20 protein-coding genes are annotated in these 23,064 nt (G+C 62.8%); 8 read left to right on the forward strand and 12 right to left on the reverse strand.

The features are described from left to right. Window positions 1–18 precede the first annotated feature (18 nt). The 8 genes from CHC01_RS22020 to ubiE form a co-directional block, all read right to left on the reverse strand. The gene (locus CHC01_RS22020; RefSeq protein WP_089266886.1) at window positions 19–741 is read right to left on the reverse strand and encodes a nucleotidyltransferase family protein; all 723 of its coding nucleotides are present in this window, start codon (window positions 739–741) and stop codon (window positions 19–21) included. 159 nt (window positions 742–900) lie between these two features. Further along, window positions 901–1,218 carry a PilZ domain-containing protein gene (locus tag CHC01_RS22025; RefSeq protein ID WP_068734110.1) on the reverse strand — a complete coding sequence of 106 codons (318 nt, stop codon included), beginning with the start codon at window positions 1,216–1,218 and terminating at the stop codon, window positions 901–903. 157 nt (window positions 1,219–1,375) lie between these two features. Next, on the reverse strand, window positions 1,376–2,914 hold the full coding sequence (gene tsaE / locus CHC01_RS22030) for a tRNA (adenosine(37)-N6)-threonylcarbamoyltransferase complex ATPase subunit type 1 TsaE (protein WP_176454680.1): 1,539 nt from the start codon (window positions 2,912–2,914) through the stop codon (window positions 1,376–1,378). Continuing rightward, window positions 2,911–5,433: a sensor histidine kinase gene (locus tag CHC01_RS22035; protein WP_089266888.1), complete on the reverse strand. Its 2,523-nt coding sequence runs from the start codon at window positions 5,431–5,433 to the stop codon at window positions 2,911–2,913. Before CHC01_RS22035 ends, tsaE begins: the two co-directional genes overlap by 4 nt. A 173-nt stretch (window positions 5,434–5,606) precedes the next feature. Further along, window positions 5,607–6,071: a dUTP diphosphatase gene (dut, locus tag CHC01_RS22040; RefSeq protein WP_089266415.1), complete on the reverse strand. Its 465-nt coding sequence runs from the start codon at window positions 6,069–6,071 to the stop codon at window positions 5,607–5,609. Beyond that, a complete protein-coding gene (gene coaBC, locus CHC01_RS22045) occupies window positions 6,068–7,513 on the reverse strand; it encodes a bifunctional phosphopantothenoylcysteine decarboxylase/phosphopantothenate--cysteine ligase CoaBC (RefSeq protein WP_089266417.1) in 1,446 nt (481 codons plus the stop codon). The genes dut and coaBC overlap by 4 nt, the downstream gene beginning before the upstream one ends. A gap of 60 nt (window positions 7,514–7,573) precedes the next feature. Further along, window positions 7,574–9,142 carry a 2-polyprenylphenol 6-hydroxylase gene (ubiB, locus tag CHC01_RS22050; RefSeq protein WP_089266419.1) on the reverse strand — a complete coding sequence of 523 codons (1,569 nt, stop codon included), beginning with the start codon at window positions 9,140–9,142 and terminating at the stop codon, window positions 7,574–7,576. Then, window positions 9,139–9,900, reverse strand: coding sequence for a bifunctional demethylmenaquinone methyltransferase/2-methoxy-6-polyprenyl-1,4-benzoquinol methylase UbiE (ubiE, locus tag CHC01_RS22055; RefSeq protein ID WP_089266889.1), 762 nt, complete (start codon window positions 9,898–9,900; stop codon window positions 9,139–9,141). The genes ubiB and ubiE overlap by 4 nt, the downstream gene beginning before the upstream one ends. Window positions 9,901–9,994: 94 nt before the next feature. On the opposite strand from ubiE, the gene mutM reads away from it, so the two are divergent. After that, complete coding sequence (gene mutM / locus CHC01_RS22060; RefSeq protein ID WP_089266421.1) at window positions 9,995–10,900, forward strand: bifunctional DNA-formamidopyrimidine glycosylase/DNA-(apurinic or apyrimidinic site) lyase; 906 nt, start codon at window positions 9,995–9,997, stop codon at window positions 10,898–10,900. A gap of 48 nt (window positions 10,901–10,948) precedes the next feature. Here mutM and rutA read toward each other — a convergent pair whose 3' ends face one another. Continuing rightward, entirely contained in the window at window positions 10,949–12,049 is a 1,101-nt protein-coding gene (gene rutA, locus CHC01_RS22065) for a pyrimidine utilization protein A (protein WP_089266423.1), read from the reverse strand. A 182-nt stretch (window positions 12,050–12,231) separates the two neighbouring features. On the opposite strand from rutA, the gene CHC01_RS22070 reads away from it, so the two are divergent. Together CHC01_RS22070 and CHC01_RS22075 are read left to right on the forward strand one after the other, a co-directional pair. Then, entirely contained in the window at window positions 12,232–13,029 is a 798-nt protein-coding gene (locus CHC01_RS22070; protein ID WP_089266425.1) for a class I SAM-dependent methyltransferase, read from the forward strand. A gap of 165 nt (window positions 13,030–13,194) precedes the next feature. Beyond that, on the forward strand, window positions 13,195–13,872 hold the full coding sequence (locus tag CHC01_RS22075; RefSeq protein WP_089266426.1) for a PilZ domain-containing protein: 678 nt from the start codon (window positions 13,195–13,197) through the stop codon (window positions 13,870–13,872). A gap of 30 nt (window positions 13,873–13,902) precedes the next feature. Here CHC01_RS22075 and CHC01_RS22080 read toward each other — a convergent pair whose 3' ends face one another. Beyond that, window positions 13,903–15,264, reverse strand: coding sequence for a serine protease (locus tag CHC01_RS22080; protein WP_089266427.1), 1,362 nt, complete (start codon window positions 15,262–15,264; stop codon window positions 13,903–13,905). A gap of 234 nt (window positions 15,265–15,498) precedes the next feature. Between CHC01_RS22080 and CHC01_RS22085 the strand changes: the two genes are divergently transcribed. Next, window positions 15,499–16,299: a HesA/MoeB/ThiF family protein gene (locus CHC01_RS22085; RefSeq protein WP_089266428.1), complete on the forward strand. Its 801-nt coding sequence runs from the start codon at window positions 15,499–15,501 to the stop codon at window positions 16,297–16,299. A gap of 57 nt (window positions 16,300–16,356) precedes the next feature. Here CHC01_RS22085 and CHC01_RS22090 read toward each other — a convergent pair whose 3' ends face one another. Next, the gene (locus tag CHC01_RS22090) at window positions 16,357–17,358 is read right to left on the reverse strand and encodes an aldo/keto reductase (protein WP_089266429.1); all 1,002 of its coding nucleotides are present in this window, start codon (window positions 17,356–17,358) and stop codon (window positions 16,357–16,359) included. 118 nt (window positions 17,359–17,476) lie between these two features. On the opposite strand from CHC01_RS22090, the gene CHC01_RS22095 reads away from it, so the two are divergent. After that, complete coding sequence (locus CHC01_RS22095) at window positions 17,477–18,430, forward strand: LysR family transcriptional regulator (RefSeq protein WP_089266431.1); 954 nt, start codon at window positions 17,477–17,479, stop codon at window positions 18,428–18,430. Here CHC01_RS22095 and CHC01_RS22100 read toward each other — a convergent pair. After that, window positions 18,407–19,510 (reverse strand): DUF2336 domain-containing protein, encoded by a 1,104-nt coding sequence (locus CHC01_RS22100; protein ID WP_089266433.1) that lies wholly within the window; start codon window positions 19,508–19,510, stop codon window positions 18,407–18,409. The genes CHC01_RS22095 and CHC01_RS22100 overlap by 24 nt on opposite strands. A gap of 360 nt (window positions 19,511–19,870) precedes the next feature. Here CHC01_RS22100 and rimP point away from each other — a divergent pair, with 360 nt between their 5' ends. The 3 genes from rimP to CHC01_RS22115 are packed head-to-tail and all read left to right on the forward strand — an operon-like array spanning window position 19,871 to window position 23,063. Continuing rightward, on the forward strand, window positions 19,871–20,650 hold the full coding sequence (gene rimP, locus CHC01_RS22105) for a ribosome maturation factor RimP (protein WP_089266435.1): 780 nt from the start codon (window positions 19,871–19,873) through the stop codon (window positions 20,648–20,650). Between the two features lie 3 nt (window positions 20,651–20,653). After that, a complete protein-coding gene (gene nusA, locus CHC01_RS22110; protein WP_068734140.1) occupies window positions 20,654–22,258 on the forward strand; it encodes a transcription termination factor NusA in 1,605 nt (534 codons plus the stop codon). Window positions 22,259–22,274: 16 nt separating this feature from the next. Next, the gene (locus tag CHC01_RS22115) at window positions 22,275–23,063 is read left to right on the forward strand and encodes an RNA-binding protein (protein ID WP_089266890.1); all 789 of its coding nucleotides are present in this window, start codon (window positions 22,275–22,277) and stop codon (window positions 23,061–23,063) included. Window position 23,064 lies beyond the last annotated feature (1 nt).

Genomic DNA, 23,064 nt, shown 5'->3' on the forward strand with positions numbered 1-23,064 from the left:
ACGGGAGTCGCAGGAAACTCAGGCGACGCTGGCGAGGAACGCGTCTTCCGCGGCGCGCACGGCGTCGGGCGTGCCGACATGCATCCAGACGCCTTCCATGCGCAGTCCGAACAGGCGCTCCTGCTCGTTGGCCTTATCGAACAGTTTGGTCAGCGAAAATTCACCGGATGGCGCATCCTTGAACAGCGCCGGTGACAGGATCGCGACACCGGCATAGACGAACGGCACCACCTGATTCTCCTTGCGGCGACGCAGCGCACCATCGGTGAGCATCGCGTAGTCGCCGCAACCGGCATAGCCGATGCTGTTGGCGGTCGGCGCCATCAGCAGCAGGATGTCCATACGTGCGGGATCGAAGGCCTCCGCAAGACGCGCGAGATTCGGCTGCACGCCGTCGATCCACATCGTGTCGGCATTGAGATGATAGAACGGCTCGGAGCCGAGCAGCGGCAGCGCCTTCACCACGGCACCGCCAGTGCCGAGCACCTGATCGCGCTCATCGGAAATGGTGATCTTCGGTTTGGTGCGCGTCGCGACATGATCGATGATCTGGTCGGGCAGGTAGTGCACATTGACGACGGCTTCGGTCACGCCAGCAGCGGCGAGCTTGTCGAGCACGTGATCCAGCAGCGGCTGTCCTGCGACAGGGACCAGCGGCTTCGGCAAGTTGTCGGTGAGCGGTCGCATGCGCAGGCCGAGACCGGCGGCGAGAACCATTGCTTTGGTGGGTTTTACGGACATAGCGACATTGGCCTTGGTAGAATGATGGGCCTTGATGGAATCGTTCTTGAATTTTTGAGCTGAAATGATGGTAGCACGGCGGCGTGTCGCATGCATGAACCTATCGAGCCATAATGGGCCGAGATGACGCGGATGCGACAATTACACCCGCCTGCACAGTCACGTTTCTGCCTCCTGCGTCTCGGAACGTTTCGTCTTTTTCTTTTTGTCGTTGGGTTTGAGAAAATTCACACCAATCTGGTCGCCATTGACCCAGCCGAGTTCGCAGCGGCGATAGGCAAGTCCGGTTGATGAGAGCAGAAGGAAGAATTCTTTCAGGTTCAATCCTTCGACAGAACCATCGACGGTGAGTTTGGCGCCGGTCTCGGAAATATCTTCCATGATGCAGGAGCGACGCCAGGTGCCGTCGATGCCCATCATGTGCGCAGGAAAGCCGCGCTCGAAAACGACCCGATCTCCGGCACGCCGCTCCGTCATGACACGTCCCTTGTCCAGTACGCCAAGTCCCGCATGTGCAGGACTCAAGCGCAGGATAGAGCGTGTGCGACTAATAAGTGGTTAAGGAAGTGTTAGAGCGTTTTCGCGCGAAGTGGATGCCGGTTCGCGTCAAGAAAACGCGCCAATACGAAAGGCTCTAGGCCCGCGGCGGTGGTACATGCGCCGCATACCACTGCTGGAACGGCGCCAGCGTCGGATGCGCCAGCGAGCGGTTGAGATAGGTCCAGATCCGTGGCTGGTGCTTGAGATAATGCGGCTTGCCGTCGCGGCGGTTGAGCCGCGCAAATGTACCAAGCAGTCGCGTGTTTCGCTGTGCCGACATGATTGCATAGAGCTCGGCAAAAGCCGCGGCATCGAAAGCGGGATCGGTCGCGCGCCGCGCCTTGATGTAGCGCGTCAGCATGGTCAGCTCCAGATGCTCGGGCACGTCGATACGCGCGTCCTGCAGCAGCGAGACGAGATCATAGGCGGCGGGGCCGAGCACCGTGTCCTGGAAATCGATTACACCGACCTTGTTGATGCCCTCGCGATCGTCGAGCCAGATGATATTCGGCGAATGGAAGTCGCGCAGTACCCAGGTCTTTGGCGCCGCAGCGGGTTTCGCCAGCAGCGCGCGCCACATCGTGACAAATTCAGTGCGTGCGTCATCTGCGAGCGGCGCGTCGCGGTCCGGCAGATACCATTCCGGCATCAGGCCGATCTCGACCAGCAATGCATCCGTGTCGAAGACGGGAATGGCGTAATCGACATGCGGCAACAGCGGCAGCGTCTCCGGCAGCGTCTTGCCGTGCAGCATTGCGAGCATATCGGTTGCGGCCTGATAGCGCTCGGCGATCGGCGCAGGTGGCTCGCCTTCGGTCACCGGCACCGTGCCGAAATCTTCGGTGATCAGGAAACCCGCATCGAGATCGGCGTGATGAATCGCCGGCGCGGAGATCCCCTGCGCGCGTAGTCCGTTCGCAATGGCGACGAACGGTCTGACGTCCTCCGCCAGATGCACCGCTGCGCTGTAGGACTTGCCGTCATAGACCGGCGCACCATCCGGCCGCTTCGGCGCATTCATCAGGATGAAGACGTCATCACCGCGGATTAGCCGCGCATAGGAGCGCGTCGACGCATCGCCGGCCATGCGCTGTCTGATAGCATCGAGATAGCGCGCCTCTTCGAGAAATTCACGCAGTGCTTTCAGGCGCAGAACGATCGATGCGGCCTTGCCGTGACCGGTGATCTCCGCGGCACGCGCCACGGAGCCCAGTGCCGGACGATGGCTGAGCGCAATATCGATACGATCCGGCGGCAGCGTACCATCGGCGCGCTCCGGCCATTCGATCAGCGCGACTACGTCGTCCGGCAACGGCGATAGGCCGATCTCCTCGAGTTCGCTCGCGTCGTTGATACGATAGAGATCGGCATGGATGAGAGGAAACGACGGCAGGTCATAATTCTGCGCCAGCGTGAAGGTCGGGCTCGGCACTTCGAGTTCAGAATCGCTGGCGAGATAGCGGATCATCGCGCGTGCCGCGGCCGTCTTGCCGGCGCCGAGATCGCCCGAGAGGGTGATGACATCGCCGGGGCCGATCAGCAGGGCGAGGTCGGCCATCAATTGCGCAGTGGCCGTCTCATTTGCGAGCGCCAGCGAAAATATGCAGGGCTCGTTTATGATGGGATCGGTCATTCGGCGGCGTTGCGATGCGCGGTCTGGTCGATGGGGAAGTCGCAGCTGACGGTGGTGCCCTTGCCGACCGCGGAATCGACGCGGACCTTGCCGCCATGCAGCTCGACGAAGGAGCGCACCAGCGACAGGCCGAGTCCGGCGCCGCGATGACGCGAGCCATTGGCGTGGCTTTCGAACCAGTCGAACACCTTGTCCTTCACCTCGGGCGGAATACCGGGGCCGCGATCGGTGACGGTGAAGGTGATGGTGTGTTCGGATCGTCGCGCGGTCAGCGTGATTGCGGCATCATGCGGCGAGAAGCCGACGGCATTGGCGAGCAAATTGTACAGCACCTGCACAACGCGGCTTTCGTCGCCGGTAAAGCTGCCGATGGCGGGGTCGACGTCGATCTGCAGTGCGATGCGGTCGCGCACCAGGCGATCCTGAATGCCTTCGGCCGCCGCCGAGATGGTCTTGCGAATATCGATCGGGCCGAGATTCAGCGTCATCGCGCCGGCATCGATGGTGGCGAGATCCAGGATGTTATTGATGATCGCTAGTAGCGCGCCGGTCGAGGTGGTGATGTAATCGAGATATTCGGCCTGTTTCGGCATCAGCGGGCCGGTCACGGGATCGCTGAGCAGATGCGCGAAGCCGATGATCGTGGTGAGCGGCGAGCGCAGCTCGTAGGAGACGTGGTGGACGAAGTCGACCTTCATCTGGTCGGCGGTCTCGAGCGCCTCGTTGCGCTCGCGCAGCGCGCGCTCGACATTCTCGGCGTCCGAAATGTCCTGGAAGGTGAGCATGGTCGCGCCATCAGGCAGCGGCATGGTCATGCAGGCCAGCACGCTGCCGTCCTTGCGCTCGAGCTTAAGCGGAACAGACTTGCGATTGTCGATGCCGGTAATGGCGCTGCGGATCGCCTGCCATGTCGGGGTGTCGTCGAACAATGGCCGGCACCAGGTCTCGACCATTTCGATATGCGGGCGCTGTTCCAGCGCTTCGTCCGACAGCTTCCACATCTTGGCGAAAGCCGGATTGAACAGTTGCGCGCGGCCGTTGCTGCCAAACACGGCGACGGCTTCGGCCAGATTGTCGAGCGTCTCGCGCTGAACGCGGATCAGGCCATCGAAGCGCCGCGCCAGTTCGAGGCTCTCGGTCACATCGTCGAACAGATAGGTGACGCCGCCTTCGGGATTCGGCGTGGTGACGATCGAGAGCGCGCGGCCATCCGGCAGATACCAGACATCCTTATGGGCTTCGACGGCACGATAGGCTTCGTGCAGCTTGGCCTTCCAGGCGCGGAAGTCGGGCTGCTCCGGCAGTTTTCGCGCAGCACGGAGACGGTCGAGCACACTGGAATCGTCGGGATTGCCGTCGAGGAAGGTGCGGTCGAGATCCCACAGCCGGCGATAGGAGTCGTTGTAGAAGGCAAGGCTGCGCTGGCCGTCGAATACGGCGACGCCCGACGACAGCTGGTCGAGCGTGCGGCGATGCGCCTCTGCCATCCGCACCAAGGCGGCTGATAGCGCGGCAGCTTCGCTGGCGTCGATCGCCATGCCGGCGCTGCCGCTGGCGACCTTGGCGGCGTGGACGTCGAAGATGCGCCGTTCGCCCGAGATCACGATCGGCACGCGCGCGGCAAATGGCTGGTTGTCGTTCAGCGCGCGCGCCAGACTGCTGCGGTCGTCGCTGTCCAGCAGTTCCAGATTGCGACCGACCGCATCGCCCGTATCAGTCGCTTCAGTCGCACGCGCATAGGCTGCATTGACGAAGCTCAATCGGCCATCGGCCTGCTTGGCCCAGATCGGCCATGGCGCGGCATTGGCGAAGCCGCGGAGAATTTCGGATTCTTCTGCAAGTTCCTTGTGACGCAGCGAGACTTCGGCAAGCTCGCGGCGCAAACCGCTCAATTCGCGAATCCGGACAATGGCCTGGCCGCCGATGGCGCGGCCCATCGCCTCGATGGCGCGGCCGCTCGAGGTCGTCAGATTGAGCAGGAAACCTTCACCGGCATCGAGCAGTGCGTCGACGGCGTGATCCATCCGCAGCGCGGGTTCCGGCGGCAGCCATGTTCCGAACGCAAGAATGCGCTGCGGCTGATGCTGCTGCGGGTCCTGCGACATCATCAATGCGGTGTCGCCGGAGATATCGGGACGGGTTTCGCCCGCAGCCCAGGCGATCAGCACCTGCGGCTCGGTGAACAGCAAGGCGCGAAAGCGGTCGGACTCGACCTGCAGCGTATGCAGCTCCGCGCGCAGCTTCGCCTCGGTCTTGGCCGAGCGAATACGATTGTGCATCAACAGGATGGCGGAAACGACTGAGAAGCCGAGCACCGCTGTTGCTGTCGTCAGCGCGGCGATTTCCTGGCGATCGAGATCGAGCAGATTGGCGAGCGTCTGGGTAATGAAGGGTTCGTCGGCGGCCGACGCCGAGGAGGTGGCCAGAAGTGCAGACGCACTGATGCCGACAAGCCCGTCGCGCACCATAGAAGTGCATGACAGCAAGGTCCGACGCATCGCCGCGATCACGCCTGACATCATTTGCCCCAAACCGCACGTCTTCCCGACCAGCCCCTCACCGATCGCGAATCGTTCGACAATATCCGCTTCGGGAGTCGCCGGGTAAGAGTCCAGACCGTGAACGCAGAGTCCCCGGTTAAAAAATGCAGGCGCCTTTGATTCAAATGCTGCGCGATGTGACGAAATACGCGCTAGCGGCCGGTGGATCCGAAGCCGCCGATGCCGCGTTCGGTTTCGCTGAGCGCCGCGACCACCACGAGTTCCGCATGCGTGACCGGCGCGATTACCATCTGGGCGATACGCTCGCCGCGTTTGATCGTGAAATCCGCGGGGCCGTGATTGATCAGCAGCACGCCGATCTCGCCGCGGTAGTCGGCGTCGATGGTGCCCGGCGAATTCAGCACGGTGATGCCGTGCTTGGCAGCAAGGCCCGAGCGCGGGCGTACCTGCGCCTCATAGCCCGGCGGCAGCGCGATGGTCAGCGCGGTCGGCACCAGCGCATATTTGCCGCGGGCGAGAATCATCGGTTGGTCTTCGGGAACCGCGGCGAGCAGATCAAGGCCGGCAGCATGCGCGGTCTGATAGGCCGGTAGCGCGAGGCCAGCGCCATGCGGGAGCTGCTGGACGTCGACCTGAACGGGGATGGCAGCGCTCATGATTGGTCTTTCGTGGATTGCGTCACGGTGTCGGCGATTCGCGCGACCAGGGTCGTCGCGACCTGTTCCTTGCTCATCGGCGCCCACGAATCAACGGCGATATCCGCGCTGTCCGTGCTGCGCGTTAGCAGATGCACGGTATTGTCGTCGCCGCCCATGATGCCGGTCGCGGGCGAGACGTCATTGGCGACGATCCAGTCGCAGCCCTTGCGTGCGATCTTGGCTTTGGCGTTGTCGATCAGGTGCTCGGTCTCGGCGGCAAATCCGATCACCAGGGGAGGACGATGCTCGGGGAGTTTCGAGATCGTCGCGAGAATATCGGGATTTTCGGTGAGCTGCAGCGGTGCCATCGCAGCGCCGGCGGTCTTCTTGAGCTTCTGGGCGCCCTCGTTGACGACGCGCCAGTCGGCCACGGCCGCCGCGAAGATCGCGATGTCGACCGGCAGCGCGGCCTGAACTGCAGCGAGCATGTCGCGCGCGGCTTCGACTTGCGTCATCGTCACGCCCGGCACCTCGTCGAGATCGACCGGGCCCGAGACGAGAATGACCTCGGCGCCCGCGTCCCGTGCCGCCGCGGCGATCGCATAGCCCTGCTTGCCGGACGAGCGATTGGCGATGTAGCGCACCGGATCGATCGGCTCATGCGTCGGGCCCGCAGTGATCAGCACGCGCTTGCCCGCCAGCGGTTGCGCGCGCGGCGGCCGCAGGAAGGTGTGAGCCGCAATCGCAATCTCGGTCGGCTCGGCCATGCGACCGACACCGGCTTCATTGCGTTCGGCCATCTCGCCGGCATTCGGCCCGATCATCCTCACGCCGTCACGCTGCAATTGCGCGACATTGCGGCGCGTCGCGGCGTTATTCCACATCAGCGGATTCATCGCCGGCGCGATCAGGATCGGTTTGTCGGCGGCCAGGAGAATCGCAGAGGCCAGATCATCGGCAAGGCCATTGGCCATTTTCGCCATCAGGTCGGCGGTTGCCGGCGCAACCACGATCAGATCGCATTCGCGCGCAAGACGGATATGCCCGGCATCGAATTCGCTCTGCGGATCGAACAGGTCGGTATAGGCGCGCTCGTTGGACAGGGCGCTAGCGGCCAGCGGCGTGACGAATTGCTGCGCGGCCCGGGTCAGCACCACGCGGACATGGATGCCGCGTTCCTTCAAGCGGCGGATCAGATCGAGCGCTTTATAGGCCGCGATTCCGCCGCCGATGATCAGCGTGACGCGAAGCTGATCACCGATGTATTTCAATGGCTTGGATGGGTTTTCCGGGTTTGGCGCGTCTTGCGGAAATCTTGCGTCAGCCTTGAGGCCGTCTTGCGACGCCTCACGCAAAATGACCCGCACCTCGTCCTCGACCGACCGTCCGTTGCGGGCAGCACGCAGTCGTAATTCGTCGCGAATGGCGTCGTCGAGCTTGCGGATCGTCAGGCTGGCCATGAGGCGTCTCGCGCTATTTTGACAGCAACGCTAGCACAAAGTGCCAGCATTGCAATCATTCTAGCGGATCGACAGCAGCAGCCCGAGGAACGACAAGGCGATCACCCAGACGCCCACGGTGCGCCAGCGGAGCTGCTTGGCCCGCGCCCGCGCGATGGCGGCGATGGTCGCGTCGTCGAGCCTGACGCCGTCCCGCGTCATGGTCTCCAACTGCTCGAGCACCGTCAGCGCCCGTGTTGCCAGGGCCGGCAGACTGCCGGCGACCTTGCCGAGTTCGCCGGCGCCGGCGAGCGCACCCTGAATCTTGCCCAATGGGCCGAGATTGCGCTCGATCCATTCGCGGACAACGGGATCGGCGACCTTCCAGATGTCGAGCTTGGGATCGAAGCTTCGCGCGACACCTTCGACCACGACCATGGTCTTCTGCAGCAAAATCAATTCTGGCCGCGTGCGCATATCAAAGAGACCGGTGACCTCAAGCAGCAGCGTCAGTAGCTTGGCCATCGAGATTTCTTCGGCCGTGCGATTGTGAATCGGCTCGCCGATGGCGCGGATCGCCTGCGCAAAATTTTCGACCGAATGGTGGCCGGGCACATAGCCAGCCTCGAAGTGGACTTCGGCGACGCGGCGATAGTTGCGGGTGATGAAGCCCAGCAGAATCTCCGCAAGGAAGCGGCGCTCCTTCAGACCGAGTCGGCCCATGATGCCGAAGTCGACGGCGACGAGGCGGCCGTCAGGATCGAGAAACAGATTGCCCGGATGCATATCGGCATGGAAGAAGCCGTCACGCAACGCGTGGCGCAGGAAGCTCTGGATCACCTTGCGGCCAAGGTCCGGCAGATCGACGTTGGATTCTTCCAGGCCCTTGTGATCGTTCAGTGCAATACCGTCGATCCACTCCATCGTCAGCACATTGTGCGAGGTACGATCCCAGTCCACTTCCGGCACGCGGAAATCCGAATCGTTGCGGGTGTTCTCCGCCATCTCGGAGAGTGCTGCGGCTTCGAGCCGAAGATCCATCTCCATCGCCACCGAGCGCGACATGGTGGTGATGATCTCGATCAGGCGAAGGCGGCGCGCTTCGGAAAAATGCTCTTCTGCCTTGTGGGCGACGTAAGCGAAATCGCCGAGGTCGCGGCGGAATTGCGCGGCGACATTCGGGCGCAGCACTTTCACGGCGTAGGCCTTGCGGACACCGTCCTTGTCGATTTCGGCGCGATGTACCTGCGCGATCGAAGCCGCGGCGACCGGCGGACTGAAGCTCGCATAGAGCTGCGCCACAGGGCGTTCCAGCGAAGCGGCGACGACACCTTCGGCTTCGGTCAGGGAGAACGGCGGCAGCCGGTCCTGCAGGCTTTCGAGATCGCGCGCCATGGCGACGCCGACCACGTCGGGTCGTGTCGCGAGAAACTGGCCGAGCTTGAGATAGGCAGGTCCCAGCCGGGTCAGCGCGCGCGACAGCCGCGCGCCCGATTTCGCGCCGGGCCGCTCAATGAGCCGCGCCATGCGCAGAGCGAGCTGTCCCGGCGGCGGCACCAGCGAGGGATCGACCACGCCGAACACGCCTTCGCGCGCAAACACGAAGCCGGCGCGGGCCAGCCGCGCCATATGATTGAGTGCCGAGATCACAAACGCCAGCCCGAATGCAGCGCGACGATGCCGCCCGAGAGGAGTTCGTACTTCACGCGGGAGAAGCCGGCCTCGCGGATCATGTCGGCGAAAATTGGCGGCTTCGGAAACTTGCGGATCGATTCGACGAGATACTGATAGGATTCGGAATCGCCGGTGACGGCCTTGCCGAGCGGCGGGATGACCTTGAACGAAAACAGGTCATAGATCTTGTCGAGGCCAGGCACATCCACGGTCGAGAATTCGAGGCAGAGAAAACGGCTGCCCGGCTTCAGCACGCGATAGGCCTCACTGAGCGCACGGTCGATACGCGGCACGTTACGGATGCCGAAGGCGATCGTATAGGCGTCATAGCTCTTGTCGGCGAATGGCAACTCTTCTGCATTGCCCTCGACGAAGGAGACCTGATGTTCGAGATGGTGGGTAATGGCGCGCTCGCGGCCGACATCGAGCATGCCGGTGTTGATGTCGCAGACCGTCGCCGAGAAGCCGAGGCCCGACGCCTTGGCAGCGCGGAAGGAAATGTCGCCGGTGCCGCCGGCAACGTCCAGCAGGGCGAAAGGCGCGTCCGAGCGCGGCGGGTTGAGCGCGTTGATCATCACGTCCTTCCAGACGCGATGCATGCCGCCGGACATCAGATCGTTCATCAGGTCGTAGCGCCGGGCCACGCTGTGGAACACATCGTTCACCAGCGTCTGCTTGTCGCCTACGGGGACGTCCCTGAAGCCGAAATGGGTGGTTTCGCCCGGCTGATCCATCGTTTTCATCTCAAAAGCCTCATCGCGGCGGACCATAGCGCGCCTGCGGCAATGGGGCTATCACGTCAGCCTCTCAAGGTGAATGACGTGAATCATGCCTGAATTACCCGAAGTCGAGACCGTCCGCCGGGGCCTGCAGCCGGCCATGGAGGGGTCGAAGATCACCCGTCTGGATCTCAGGCGAAAAGACCTGCGTTTTCCGTTTCAGCCGGATTTTGCCGGCAGGTTGCAGGGCCGGGTAATCACCAGCCTTGGCCGCCGCGCCAAATATCTGCTGGCGGACCTCGATTCCGGCGATGTGCTGCTGATGCATCTGGGCATGTCCGGTTCGTTCCGGGTGGTGTCCGATGCGCCCGCTGCTGTCGCAGGTGATGAAGAAAATGTGATGCCAGGTGCCTTCCATCATCCGCGCAGCGACGAGCGGGCGCACGATCACGTCGTCTTCCATATGTCGTCGGGCCCGTCAGTGATCTACAACGATCCCCGCCGTTTCGGCTTCATGAAGATCTTTGCGCGCAGCGAGATCGATAACGAGCCGTTCCTGAAGGACATCGGCCCCGAGCCGCTGGGCAATGCCTTCGATGCGGCGATGCTGGCCGGCGCCACCGCAGGCAAGAAGACCAGCCTCAAGGCCGCGCTGCTCGATCAGCGCGTCGTCGCGGGCCTCGGCAACATCTATGTCTGCGAAGCGCTGTTTCGCTCGCATTTGTCGCCGCGGCGGCTGGCCGCGACACTGGCGACCAAGAAGGGCGAGCCGACCGATCATTCCAGACGACTGGTCACGGCAATCCACGAGGTGCTGAACCAGGCCATCAAGGCCGGCGGCTCGTCGCTGCGCGATCACCGGCAGACCGATGGCGAGCTCGGTTACTTCCAGCACTCGTTTCAGGTCTATGACCGCGAAGGCGAGCCGTGCCAGACCGATGGGTGTTCGGGGATCGTGAAACGTTTCGTGCAGAACGGGCGGTCGACCTTCTGGTGCCCGAAGTGTCAGAGGTGACACCGCGTCGGGCGGCCTTGCCGGCACGTCGTTGTTGAGTATCGATCCTCACATGTCTTTCAATGCGGCGGCTGCAGCTTCTGCAACTCCCTTACGCGATGTCATCAAGGGTTGAATGTGTTGTCCGAAGTCCTCAACGCCTTGGACGAAATCGTCGAAGGTGAGCAACACGCCCTCGGTGCCCGGCACGGTGGCGACCTCGTCGAGCATGCGGGCGACATTGGCGAAAGAGCCGACGAAGGTCCCCATATTGATATTGACCGCTGATGTGGGGTCCGCCATCTGGCGGATGTTGGTGTCCTTGCCTGACTTGGTGTCGACGGCACCCTGTACGCCCAGCCAGGCGACCGCTTCGTGATCCACGCCGGCTTTGTAGTGCTCCCACTTTGCGAACGCGGCTTCATCGGTCTCGGCCGCGATCACCATGAACAGCACATAGGTCGTCACGTGCCGGCCGGTGTCATGCGTAGCCTCGGCCAGCCGTTCGGCGGCGGGTGCGAAATCGGTCGGGGTGTTGATGCCCTTGCCGAAGCAGAAATTGTAGTCGGCGTATTTTGCGGAGAAGGCCATTCCGGCGCCGCTCTGGCCGGCGCAAATGATCTTCATATCGGCTTGCGGCCGCGGGCTAACGCGGCAGTCTTCCATCTGGAAGAATTCGCCTTTGCGATCCGAGGCGCCGGTCTGCCAGAGGTCGCGGAGGATCTCGACATATTCCGAAAGATATTCGTAACGGCGTGCGAAATATTCATCGCCCGGCCAAAGCCCCATCTGCGAATATTCGGGACGTTGCCAGCCGGTGATGAGATTGAGGCCGAAGCGGCCATGTGAAATCGAATCGATGGTCACAGCCATGCGTGCGGCAATCGCGGGAGGCATCACGAGCGTCGCTGCCGTGGCGAACAGTTTTATTCGCTTGGTCACTGCGGCCAACCCGGCCATCAAGGTGAAGGATTCCAGATTGTGATCCCAGAATTCGGTTTTCCCACCGAAGCCACGCAATTTGATCATCGAGAGCACAAAATCGAGTCCGTAATGTTCGGCCTTTAGCGTCACCTCCTTGTTGAGGTCGAAAGTCGGCATGTATTGCGGGGCATTTTCAGAGAGCAACCAGCCATTGTTCCCGATTGGAATGAATACGCCGACCTTCATCTCGCTCTCCTCTGTAACAGGGTGACGCCTCGGGACGTCGCGAACTGTTCTGCTTGCGATAAACCAAGCAACAACTGTGCCGATGCGTGCGCATCACGCCGATCCCACCGTGAAGGCAACGTGGTTGCGCGCCCGGCATTTCCGGCCATGATCTGCTGCCAACACCGTATTGAGGACTCCCCATGACCGACGCATCGTCTCCCTCCATCCGCTTCAATGACGGCGCGTCCTATGAGCGGATGATGGGCGTCTGGAGCCGCAGCGCCGGCGAGGTCTTTCTGGATTGGGTGGCGCCAAAGCCGGGTCTTGCCTGGGTCGATGTCGGCTGCGGCAACGGCGCCTTCACGCAGCTGATCGCCGAGCGTCATGCGCCGTCGGTGATCGACGGTATCGATCCCTCGGAGCCGCAGCTTGCTTATGCGCGGACGCGGCCGGGTGCTGCGATGGCGGCGTTTCATCTGGGCGACGCAATGGCACTGCCGTTTTCCGACAAGTCCTTCGATGTCGCCGTGATGGCGCTGGTGATCTTCTTCGTGCCGGAGCCGTCGAAGGGCGTTGCGGAGATGGTGCGTGTCGTGTCACCCGGCGGCACGGTGGCCGCCTATGCGTGGGATATGGATGGCGGCGGCTTCCCGCTGCAGCCGATCCTTGGTGAATTGCTGAAGATGGGCCAGATGCCGTCGCTTCCGCCGAGCGTGGACGCATCGCGCCTCGACGTGATGCAGTCGCTGTGGACCTCCGCCGGCCTGGTGGACGTCGAAACCCGCGTGATCGATGTCACCCGTGCCTTCACCGATTTCGACGACTTCTGGTCGGCCTCGTCCGCAGGGCCATCGGTGAAGGCAGCTCTGACGGTGATGACGCCGGAGGAGATTGCGCAGCTCAAATCGCGCGTCCGGACGGGACTTTCGGAGGATGCAACCGGCCGTATCACCTGCAGTGCCCGCGCCAATGCCATCAAGGGGCGGGTGCCCGGCTGAGGCAGAGAAGCCTCCGGCCTCCATAGCGCCAATCGCCGGGATTTTGCCGGTAATATTTCCTCAACTTGAAGGGGTATATAAGTAACGCAATAACCAAGGCGGGCGCAAATGCTGGCGTGGTTGGGTTTTCTATGGTGGTGGAAATGTACCGTAGAGGATGAACCTGTGTCCGTCGAAAAATTCCTCAAGCAGCGGGCCGTCAACGTTGTCGTCAGCGGGCAATATACGCTGTCGAACTGGCTGGATTCCGCAGGCAATCCGCGCAGCTTTGCCTGCCGGACCAGCCGCGTCTCGCCGTTCCGGATGATTGTTGATGTGCCGGTGGTCGGTCGTATCGGCGATCGCATCACGCCCTATTTCGGCGACTTCGGTCAGCTCGAAGGCCGCATCAGCGACACCATCTCCGGCAGCTTCTTGCTCGAACTCAACATGACGCCGCCGATGCGTCAGAAGCTCTCGGACAAGCTGACCTGGCTGGAGAAATTCCAGAAAGACCCTACGGTGCGCGAGGAGCGCAAGCAGGCCCGCCTCATTCCCGCGAGCCCGCATTCCATGCTGACGTTCGCCGACGGCAGTATGAAGAACTGCTTCGTCATCGACATGTCCGTGTCCGGCGCCGCGATCTCGGCCGACGTGCAGCCGGAGGTCGGCACGCCGCTCGCCGTCGGCGCCTGCGTCGGCCGCGTGGTGCGCCATCTCCAGGGCGGATTCGCAGTGAAATTCGTCGAGCAGCAGAACCGCGAACAACTCGAACGCCGGATCATCCGCGCGCCTGCAGCGCCGCCGCCGCGCGCGACGCCGTTCGCGGCGCAGATGGATTCGATGTACGAGGAAGTGGACTAGCAAACGTCTGCGGGCTTCGGAGCCCGACAGCTACTTCCGCACGCAGATCACGCGCACCATCGCAGCCTTGGCATCGGCCGAGCTGCCGTTCGCGTTCACGCCATTCGCTTTCACGAAATTCAGCACGAGTTCCGCGGGCACCAGCGCCGCCTGTGGCGCTGCATTCGGCGGGCCGGCTACGAGCAGCGGCTTCAACTGCGCGAGGCCCGCAAATTTGCCGTCGCTGTCGATGGCGGCTGCGCCGGAAAAACCGAACCCCGGTGCGGGTGAGAGGGCCAGTTCGCTGCCGGTGCCGACCGGCGTGGTGGACGCCTTCACGCTGGTGACGGCTGCGCCGCCGCCCTGGTTTTGCGGATCGGCAATCCCCACGAGCTCAAGATTGGGCTTCGCTGCGCCTGCGCCGAGCGACAGCGGCTTCAGCTCGCGCGCGCCATAGATGCGCAGCAATGCGAGATCGCGCACTTTATCTTCGGCGACTTTGTCGGCATTGCCGTAACCAGCGACGACAATGGACATGCAGCCATCGACGGCCTGGCGATCGGTGACGATGGCGCCGTCATCGCTCACCACGATGCCGCTGGCATATTCGACCTTCTTGCGCGGCGGCGGACCCATCGCCTGCGCCCCTGCGGGGAATGCGTTGAAGGCCGACGACATCGCAATCACCACCGGCTCCATCGTGCCTTCGGTGGCCTGATCGTAGAAGATCGAGAGGATGCGGACCTCGGAGTCCTTGAACTGGCCGCGGATGTAGAACTTCTTCTGGTTCTGCAACCCGGACAGCACGAAGAAATCCGGCTTGACGACCTGATAGTCGATCTTGCGACCGGGCTCCTTGCGCTCGGCCTCGGCGAGTTTCGCGGTGGAGGGCGCGTCCTCCTTGCGGCGCGCCAGCGTGATCTGGACCGTGCCGGTGGAGGACGACCATTTGCTGCCGTTCGCGTCGGAGGCCTGCTGCGGCACCAGCTTGCCGGGAATGCCAAGCCGTGCGCCGGTCACCATGTCGGTGACCATTTTCCAGCCGACATTGTCCTGAAGTTTCCTCGCTGCCGCGCGCAGCAGATCGCGCTCCTGCGGGTTCAGGACGCCTGTTTGTTTGGCGCCGTTGTCCTTCTGGAACGTCTTGATCGCATTGACCATGCGATCCGAGACCTCGCCGGTAATGGCGCCGTTATACTGCCCGGTCCACGCCAGATCCGATTGAATGCCGAGCCGCTCGGCCTGCGCCATGGCATTGGCGGTGTCGGCAGGGGTCTGCAGCGCCGGACGGATCGGTGTGGTGGTGACCGGCTTCGGCTTGATGCCCTGCACCGCGGGAGGCGTCGCCTGCACCTGTGCGTGAGCCGCAGAGGCTGCCACGATCATCAATGTTGCTGAAAGCATCGATCTCATGACATGTCCGGTCTTGAAGCTGGTGATTGATTTCGGTGGAATTAAGCACATCTCGTGGGTCGGTGACAGCGCGGGGAGGGTTCACGACAATGCGGGACCTGATCTGTGGCCTCATCCTGAGGAGGCGCTTCTTCAGCGCCGTCTCGAAGGATGAGCTGTTCATCTCATGGTTCGAGACGCGCGCAAGAAGCGCGCTCCTCACCATGAGGGTCGGAGTTTGGAGCGACTATTGCGATGCTGAATGCCGATGAACTCGAGCGCTATGCGCGTCACATTGTGCTCCGCGAGGTCGGCGGTCCCGGCCAGACCGCGCTGCAGGGCGCGAAAGTGCTGGTGATCGGCGCCGGCGGGCTTGGCGCACCGGCGCTGATGTATCTAGCGGCCGCGGGCATCGGCACGCTCGGTGTGGTCGACGACGACACGGTATCACTGTCGAATTTGCAGCGGCAGGTCATTCACGCAACGCCGGATATCGGCGCATTGAAGACCGACAGCGCCGCAGCAAAGATCCATGCGCTCAATCCGCATGTCAGATTTATCGGCCATGCCGTCAGGCTCGATGCAGCCAATGCGATGGCGCTGTTGTCGGGCTACGACATCGTGCTCGATGGTTCCGACAATTTCACCACGCGCTATCTGCTGTCGGATGCTTGCTATCTCGCGAAGAAACCTCTGATCTCCGCTGCGCTCGGCACCTTCGATGCGTCGCTGACCACGATCCGTGCCCACGAGGCCAACGCGTCGGGCGCATTGAATCCGACCTATCGCTGTCTGTTTCCCGAAGCGCCGCCGCCGGGCACGGTGCCGAGCTGCCAGGAAGCCGGCGTCATGGGTGCGCTGGCCGGTATGGTTGGCTCGATGATGGCGCTGGAAGCGATCCGCGAGATCGTGGGCTTTGGTGAAGGGCTGGTCGGGCGTCTGCTGATGATCGACGCCCGCAACATGCGCTTCGAGACGCTGCGTTACGGGCGCGATCCGGCGAATCCGCTGAACGGGGATGCGCCGAGCATCAGGGATTTGAGTGCATATTTGTGAGGCGCTTTCTTAATCCCTCCCCGCAAGGGGGGAGGGATGCCATTGGCCTGTGTCGTCTCACGCCCGTTTCTTTTCACTGTCCATATGCGCGAGATGCTCGTCAGGATAACGGCCGCCGGCTGCCGCATCGGCCGGGATCGCCTCCGCCAGCGCCCTAAGATGCGCGGGCGTGAGTTTCACATCCAGCGATCCCAGCGCTTCAGTGAGCCGATCCCGTCGGCGGGCACCGACCACGGGCAGGATATCCTGGCCCTGTGCGGCGACCCAGACGATGGCGACCTGTGCGACCGAAGCGCCGATGTCGTCGGCGACAGCGCGGATTTTGTCGACCAGAGCCAGATTCCGATCGATATTCGCAGCGCTGAAGCGTGGGCTGTGGCTGCGATAGTCCCTCGCGTTCATGCCGTTCTTGGTGAAGTGGCCACCGATCAGGCCGCGCGACAGCACGCCGTAGGCCGTGATGCCGATGCCGAGCTCGCGGCAGGTCGGCAGGATGTCATCCTCGATACCGCGCGAGATCAGCGAATATTCGATCTGCAGGTCGGTGATGGGATGCACCTTGTGGGCACGGCGGATGGTCTCGGAGCCGACTTCGGACAGGCCGATATGTTTAACATAGCCGGCCTTGATCAGGTCGGCGATGGCGCCGACGGTGTCCTCGATGGGCACATTGGGGTCGAGCCGCGCGGGGCGATAGATGTCGATGATCTCGACGCCGAGCCGCACCAGCGAATAGGCCACGAAATTCTTGATCGCTATCGGGCGGTTGTCGAAGCCCATGAAGGCACCGGCGGGATCGCGCATACCGCCGAATTTGACCGAAAGCTGCAGGTTGTCGCGGTTGCGGCCGCGCAAGGCTTCGGCGATCAGGAGTTCATTGTGGCCCATGGCGTAGAAGTCCCCGGTGTCGATCAGGGTGACGCCGGCCTCCAGTGCGGCGTGGATGGTGGCGATGCTTTCGCCTCGGTCGGCCGGGCCGTAGACATCCGACATGCCCATGCAGCCGAGGCCGAGCGCGGCCACTGTGGGGCCAGTCTTTCCGAGTTGAAGGTGGTTCATGGTGGTTCTCCCAGAAGGCGGCCGGACCGATCCTCCGCCGCTGCCGCCCCGATATGAGCCCGCTCCATTGATCCGATAAGCTGGACAATCCCGAAAGGCTTGTTCACTCTGTCGAACAATGAGCGATCTCGATCTGCGCGATCTGGCGGCCTTTCTGGCAGTGGCACGGACCCGGAATTTCCGGCGGGCGGCGGTGGAGACCCATGTGTCGGTGTCCAGCCTGAGCCAGCGTTTGCGCGACATGGAAGAGCGGCTTGGCGTTCGTTTGCTGCATCGCACAACGCGTAGTGTTGCGCTTACCGAGGCAGGAGAATTGCTGCAGCGCAAAATCGCTCCGGCCATGGGTGATGTCCATGCTGCGCTGCAGCAAGTTCGCGATTTCGGTGATGTGCCGTCTGGCCGACTGAGGATCAACGGTCCAGCACCAGCCATCGATATCGTGGTGGCGCCGATGGTTACGCCATTTTTGCAGCAATATCCGCAGGTTGAGCTTGAGATCGTTGCCGAGACGTCATTGATCGACATCGTCGCCAAGGGTTTCGACGCCGGCATTCGCTATGGCGAGGATCTGGCGCAGGACATGATCGCAGTCTCGCTGGGGCCGCCGCAACGCTTCGTGATGGTGGCTTCCTCGCAATATATTGCGCAGCATGGGCGACCTATTGCACCGCAGCAATTGCTGCAGCATTGCTGCATCAGAACGCGTTTCGACAACGGTTCTATCCCGGAATGGGAGTTCGAAAAGGACGGCCAGGTGGTCAGGATCCCGCCGCGGGGGCCGCTGCTGGCGAGCTATTCCCGGCTGGGGCTGGAAGCGGCCCGGGACGGACTTGGCTTTTACGCGGTGTTTGAGGGCTATGTGCGGGACGACCTCGTGACCGGGAGGTTGGTCAGCGTGCTGGAGGACTGGCTGCCGCCATTCCCGGGCCCGTTCCTGTATTATCCAAGCCGTCGGCAGCCGCCGCCGGCTTTGGCGGCGTTCGTGAGTTTTGTGGCGGAGTGGCGCAAACGGGAGCGACGGGCAGCCGCCCCGGAGAACCCCAGCGGATCAGAGCGGCAGGGGGATCGCTGAGGCGGTCTCGCGGGTCTGCCAGAAGGTCAGCACGCGCTGTGCCGTGGCGGGAACCAGGCGCTCGAAATTCTGCCGGGCTTCCTCGACATCGGCGGCGGCAGGCGAACGGCCGGGGCCGAGACGCAGCGTCATCAGGGCGCGGACGGTGGCCCAGGAAATCCCGATCGATTTGCCGAGGATCAGCATCGGATCGTCGCGGTCGCCCTTGAGGAGCTGGTCGATGGTCCCGATCCGCACGCCCGACAGAGCGGCGAGGGCGGCGGCGGTTTCCTCATATTGATGGGCGCGGGCAAAGCGCAACAAGGCGCCTTCGTCCAGCTCGTCGGCCTGGTGGAGCTTGCGAATGGCACGCTGCGCGGTGGCGAAGTCGCGGGTGACGGCCAGATGCGTCGGCGTACCGGTGATGTCTTGCATCGCGCGGTTGATCGCGTTGCGCAGTTGAGGGGCGGCGGCGTCGAACAGCCGACGGCGAACCACCTCGACCGACTGTGCCAACAGGTGTTTGAGTTGTTCCGGCGCGAGATCGTCGCGCTGCCCGACCGTGACGGCGAGGGCGCCATCATCGCTGGCGCGGCGAATGAGGCCGGTATAGCCAAGTTGCGAGAAAGCGGCACCGGCATTGCCGGCGACCCGGCGGATCACGTCGCGGTCGCCGCGGCGGACGATCACGTCGGTAATGCGCGGGGTCAGCGTCGAGCGATCGGAGATCGCCAGCAGATGCGACTGGCCCTGGGCCTTGGCGATGTCGACCAGTGTCGGTTCGTCGATCAAAGGTGAGCGGCGCAACAGCGGCCCGGCGATCAGGATTTCGTCATCGCGGACGAGCAAGGCCACCAGTTGCGGCGGTGCGTTGACGAGATCAGACAGCCGTTCGGCCAGCTCGGTGCGTGCTTCGACCTCGGTTTGTGGAACCAGACTCGTCAGAACGCCGTCGAACAGATCGACATGGGCCGGCTGAAAACGGGATGCGCCCCTTAGGAAAAGCTCGGAAATCTTACGCACCGCTTCGCCGCGCCGCTTGGGATCGCCATCTCTGACGATGTTCTCCAGCCCGGGAATGAGCGATTTCGCCTCAGCCATCAAAAAATACTCAACACCACCATACGGAAAGGCTGGGGCACCCTAGATGGGGTTGATGAAGGAACGGTTAGTCCGCAGGATTGGGCTACCGCGGGTTGCAGAAATATTGCGGGGCAGCCACTGCGGCCTTGCCGGGGCGCCGGAAAAGGGCTATATCGCCCACAACTTATTAGGTTCTCATACGATCGCGTTTGAGAGTGGGCCCCTCGGGACCCGCTCTTTTTTATTACCTGAACGGACCTTGGCCATAATCCGGCGGGGCTCGCAGGGTCCAAAAGGGCCGAAAGCCCGACGCGATACACTTCTGCAGGCTGCACGCGCATTCAGACATCCTCCAACCGGAATACTTCGATCCTGGACATGACCGACCAAAACCCAGAAACCGTTGATACCGAGCTGCTTTCCGAGCCGCGCCTGGTGATCGAGCCGGGTGCTGCGGCGCGGGTATCGGCAGTCGCCACGCCCGTGCTCGAAAACCTCGGTTACCGGCTGGTGCGGATCAAAATTTCCGGCGAGCTCGGCTGCACCGTGCAGATCATGGCGGAGCGGCCGGATGGCACCATGCTGGTCGAGGACTGCGAGGCGATCTCACACGCGCTATCGCCGGTGATGGATGTCGCCGATCCGATCCAGCGCGCCTATCGCCTCGAAATTTCGTCGCCGGGCATCGATCGCCCGCTGGTCCGACGCTCCGATTTCGAGCGCTATCATGGCTATCTGGTTAAGATCGAGATGGCTGTCGCCGTCGGCGGCCGCAAACGCTTCCGTGGTCGGCTCGGGGCTATCGAAGGCGACGTCGTCCTGATCGACCGCGAAGGCGCCCGCGACGGCGAAGACCCCATCACGCGGTTGCCGCTGGAAGATATCTCCAATGCCAGCCTGGTGTTGACCGACGAGCTGATCGCCGAGTCGATGCGCCGCGGCAAGCACGCCGAGCTTGATCTCAAGCGGGAGCTCGGTCTCGCGCCGCCGCCGGCACCGCATGCCAAGCGCAGCGATCCGAAAAAGAGCTTTGCGCCGAAGCCGAAACTCAAGGTCGCGAAAGCTACCAAGAAGCCTTTGCCGAAGAATACCAAAGAACATCGTCTGGCCGCCGACCGTGCGCGCCGAGGCGAAATCGATCCCATCGAAGGAGAATGAGCTATGGCCGCTGTCAGCGCCAATAAACTCGAACTGCTGCAGATCGCCGACGCCGTCGCGCGCGAAAAATCGATCGACCGCAACATCGTCATCCAGGCGATGGAAGAGGCGATCGCGAAAGCGGCCCGCGCGCGTTACGGTTCCGAGACCGATGTGCATGCCGAGATTCATCCCAAGACCGGCCAGCTCTCTCTGACCCGCCACATGCTGGTGGTAGAGGACGTCGAGAATTCGTCTTTCCAGACCTCGCTGTTTGACGCGCAGCGCGCCAATCCGGGTGCGCAGATCGGCGACACCATCGCCGACACGCTGCCGCCACTGGAATACGGCCGTATCGCCGCGCAGTCCGCCAAGCAGGTCATCGTGCAGAAGGTGCGCGAAGCCGAGCGTGACCGGCAGTACCAGGAATTCAAGGATCGCATCGGCGAGATCGTCAACGGCATCGTCAAGCGCGTCGAATACGGTTCGGTGATCGTCGATCTCGGCCGCAGCGAAGCCATCGTGCGCCGCGACGAGATGCTGCCGCGCGAAGTGTTCCGCAACGGCGACCGCGTTCGCGCCTATGTGTTCGACGTGCGCCGCGAGACCCGTGGTCCGCAGATCTTCCTGTCGCGCACCCATCCGCAGTTCATGGCCAAGTTGTTCGCGCAGGAAGTGCCTGAAATCTATGACGGTATCGTTGAAATCAAGGCCGTGGCCCGCGATCCCGGTTCGCGTGCGAAAATTGGCGTGATCTCGCGCGACTCGTCGGTGGATCCGGTCGGCGCCTGCGTCGGTATGCGTGGTTCCCGCGTGCAGGCCGTGGTCAACGAGCTGCAGGGCGAGAAGATCGACATCATTCCATGGTCGCCGGATATCGCCACTTTCGTGGTGAACGCGCTGGCGCCGGCGGAAGTCTCGAAAGTCGTGATCGATGAAGATCGTGAGCGCATCGAGGTTGTCGTTCCCGACACGAATAACCAGCTATCCCTTGCGATCGGTCGTCGCGGCCAGAATGTGCGCCTGGCTTCGCAGCTGACCGGCTGGGATATCGACATCCTGACCGAGCAGGAAGAATCCGAACGTCGCCAGGCCGATTTCGAAAATTCCACGCGCGTCTTCATGGAAGCGCTGAACGTCGACGAAGTCGTCGGTCAGCTGCTCGCGTCGGAAGGTTTCACCTCGGTGGAAGAACTTTCGATGGTCGATGCCAAGGAACTGTCGGGCATCGAGGGCTTCGACGACGAAACAGCGGCCGAATTGCAGAGCCGTGCACGTGAATACCTCGAGCAGCTCGAAGCTGAACTCGAAGGCAAACGTAAGGAACTGGGTGTGGAAGACGCTTTGAAGGACGTTCCGGGCGTGACCCTCAAGATGATGGTCAAGTTCGGCGAAAACGACATCAAGACCGTCGAGGATCTTGCCGGCTGCGCCACTGACGATCTGGTGGGCTGGACTGAACGCAAGGAAGGCTCCGAGCCGACCAAGCACCCGGGCATTCTCGATGCCAGCGAAATTTCGCGTGAAGACGCCGAGCATCTGATTATGCAGGCCCGCGTCGTGGCCGGCTGGATCACCCAGGCCGATCTCGACAAGGGTGCGCCGCTCGACGCCACCGAAGAAGCGTAAGGACAATGCCACGCGCATGCTCGCCATTGCTGACCAAGCAGATCTGGACAACGGCCCCCGGAGCACCAAGCCCGGGACGATGCGGATGTGCGTGGTTACGCGGAGCGTGCGCCCGATCGATGAACTGATCCGGTTCGTCGTCGCGCCCACGGGCGAGGCGATCCCGGATCTGAAGCGCAAGCTTCCCGGCCGCGGCCTCTGGGTCACGGCCTCCCGCAAGGCGGTGACCGAGGCGGCGAAGCGCAATCTTTTTGCCAAGGGCTTCAAGAAAGCGGTCAAGGCGTCGCCGACCCTGGCCGACGACACCGACAAGCTCATGGTGCGCGGCGTCATCGAGGCGCTGGCCATAACTGCCAAGGCCGGTCTGGTGGTTTCCGGCTTCACCAAGGTCGAAGACGCCCTGCGCCGCGGAACGGTCGGTGTTCTTCTCCACGCCTCCAACGGCGCCCCCGACGGAATCCGTAAACTGGACAGCGTTGCCCGGCAACGCGTGGAATTTGACGCGGAATCCGGCGACGACGCGCCGAAACTGCCGATCATTACGGTTTTAAGCTCCGATGAATTGGATTTGGCATTGGGGCGGTCAAATGTGATACATGCTGCCGTGCTTACGGGCCCGGCGGGCAAAACGTTCCTGTCGCGCAGCCAGACTCTGGTCCAATACCGGCTGGCTGACGACGACATCAACGCAAGCGCCAAAGCTTCGCTGACAACTGCTGCGCCGGAGACGGAGCCGCTGACGCCAACGATCTCGCTGATCGAAACTTCGACGACTGTGCGACCGCGCACAACGCAACAAGATTAGG

This window comes from Tardiphaga sp. OK246, from assembly GCF_900188215.1.
GTDB lineage: Bacteria > Pseudomonadota > Alphaproteobacteria > Rhizobiales > Xanthobacteraceae > Tardiphaga > Tardiphaga robiniae.

What these genes read in the sequence shown, in the direction of transcription:
- CHC01_RS22025 (WP_068734110.1), bottom strand. Translation starts at nt 1,218, where the DNA reads ATGACGGAGCGGCGTGCCGGAGATCGGGTCGTTTTCGAGCGCGGCTTT.
- CHC01_RS22095 (WP_089266431.1), top strand. Translation starts at nt 17,477, where the DNA reads ATGAGCGATCTCGATCTGCGCGATCTGGCGGCCTTTCTGGCAGTGGCA.
- coaBC (WP_089266417.1), bottom strand. Translation starts at nt 7,513, where the DNA reads ATGGCCAGCCTGACGATCCGCAAGCTCGACGACGCCATTCGCGACGAA.
- CHC01_RS22020 (WP_089266886.1), bottom strand. Translation starts at nt 741, where the DNA reads ATGTCCGTAAAACCCACCAAAGCAATGGTTCTCGCCGCCGGTCTCGGC.
- tsaE (WP_176454680.1), bottom strand. Translation starts at nt 2,914, where the DNA reads ATGACCGATCCCATCATAAACGAGCCCTGCATATTTTCGCTGGCGCTC.
- nusA (WP_068734140.1), top strand. Translation starts at nt 20,654, where the DNA reads ATGGCCGCTGTCAGCGCCAATAAACTCGAACTGCTGCAGATCGCCGAC.
- rutA (WP_089266423.1), bottom strand. Translation starts at nt 12,049, where the DNA reads ATGAAGGTCGGCGTATTCATTCCAATCGGGAACAATGGCTGGTTGCTC.
- CHC01_RS22100 (WP_089266433.1), bottom strand. Translation starts at nt 19,510, where the DNA reads ATGGCTGAGGCGAAATCGCTCATTCCCGGGCTGGAGAACATCGTCAGA.
- CHC01_RS22090 (WP_089266429.1), bottom strand. Translation starts at nt 17,358, where the DNA reads ATGAACCACCTTCAACTCGGAAAGACTGGCCCCACAGTGGCCGCGCTC.
- CHC01_RS22035 (WP_089266888.1), bottom strand. Translation starts at nt 5,433, where the DNA reads ATGTCAGGCGTGATCGCGGCGATGCGTCGGACCTTGCTGTCATGCACT.
- mutM (WP_089266421.1), top strand. Translation starts at nt 9,995, where the DNA reads ATGCCTGAATTACCCGAAGTCGAGACCGTCCGCCGGGGCCTGCAGCCG.
- CHC01_RS22115 (WP_089266890.1), top strand. Translation starts at nt 22,275, where the DNA reads ATGCTCGCCATTGCTGACCAAGCAGATCTGGACAACGGCCCCCGGAGC.
- ubiE (WP_089266889.1), bottom strand. Translation starts at nt 9,900, where the DNA reads ATGGATCAGCCGGGCGAAACCACCCATTTCGGCTTCAGGGACGTCCCC.
- rimP (WP_089266435.1), top strand. Translation starts at nt 19,871, where the DNA reads ATGACCGACCAAAACCCAGAAACCGTTGATACCGAGCTGCTTTCCGAG.
- dut (WP_089266415.1), bottom strand. Translation starts at nt 6,071, where the DNA reads ATGAGCGCTGCCATCCCCGTTCAGGTCGACGTCCAGCAGCTCCCGCAT.
- CHC01_RS22085 (WP_089266428.1), top strand. Translation starts at nt 15,499, where the DNA reads ATGCTGAATGCCGATGAACTCGAGCGCTATGCGCGTCACATTGTGCTC.
- CHC01_RS22070 (WP_089266425.1), top strand. Translation starts at nt 12,232, where the DNA reads ATGACCGACGCATCGTCTCCCTCCATCCGCTTCAATGACGGCGCGTCC.
- CHC01_RS22080 (WP_089266427.1), bottom strand. Translation starts at nt 15,264, where the DNA reads ATGAGATCGATGCTTTCAGCAACATTGATGATCGTGGCAGCCTCTGCG.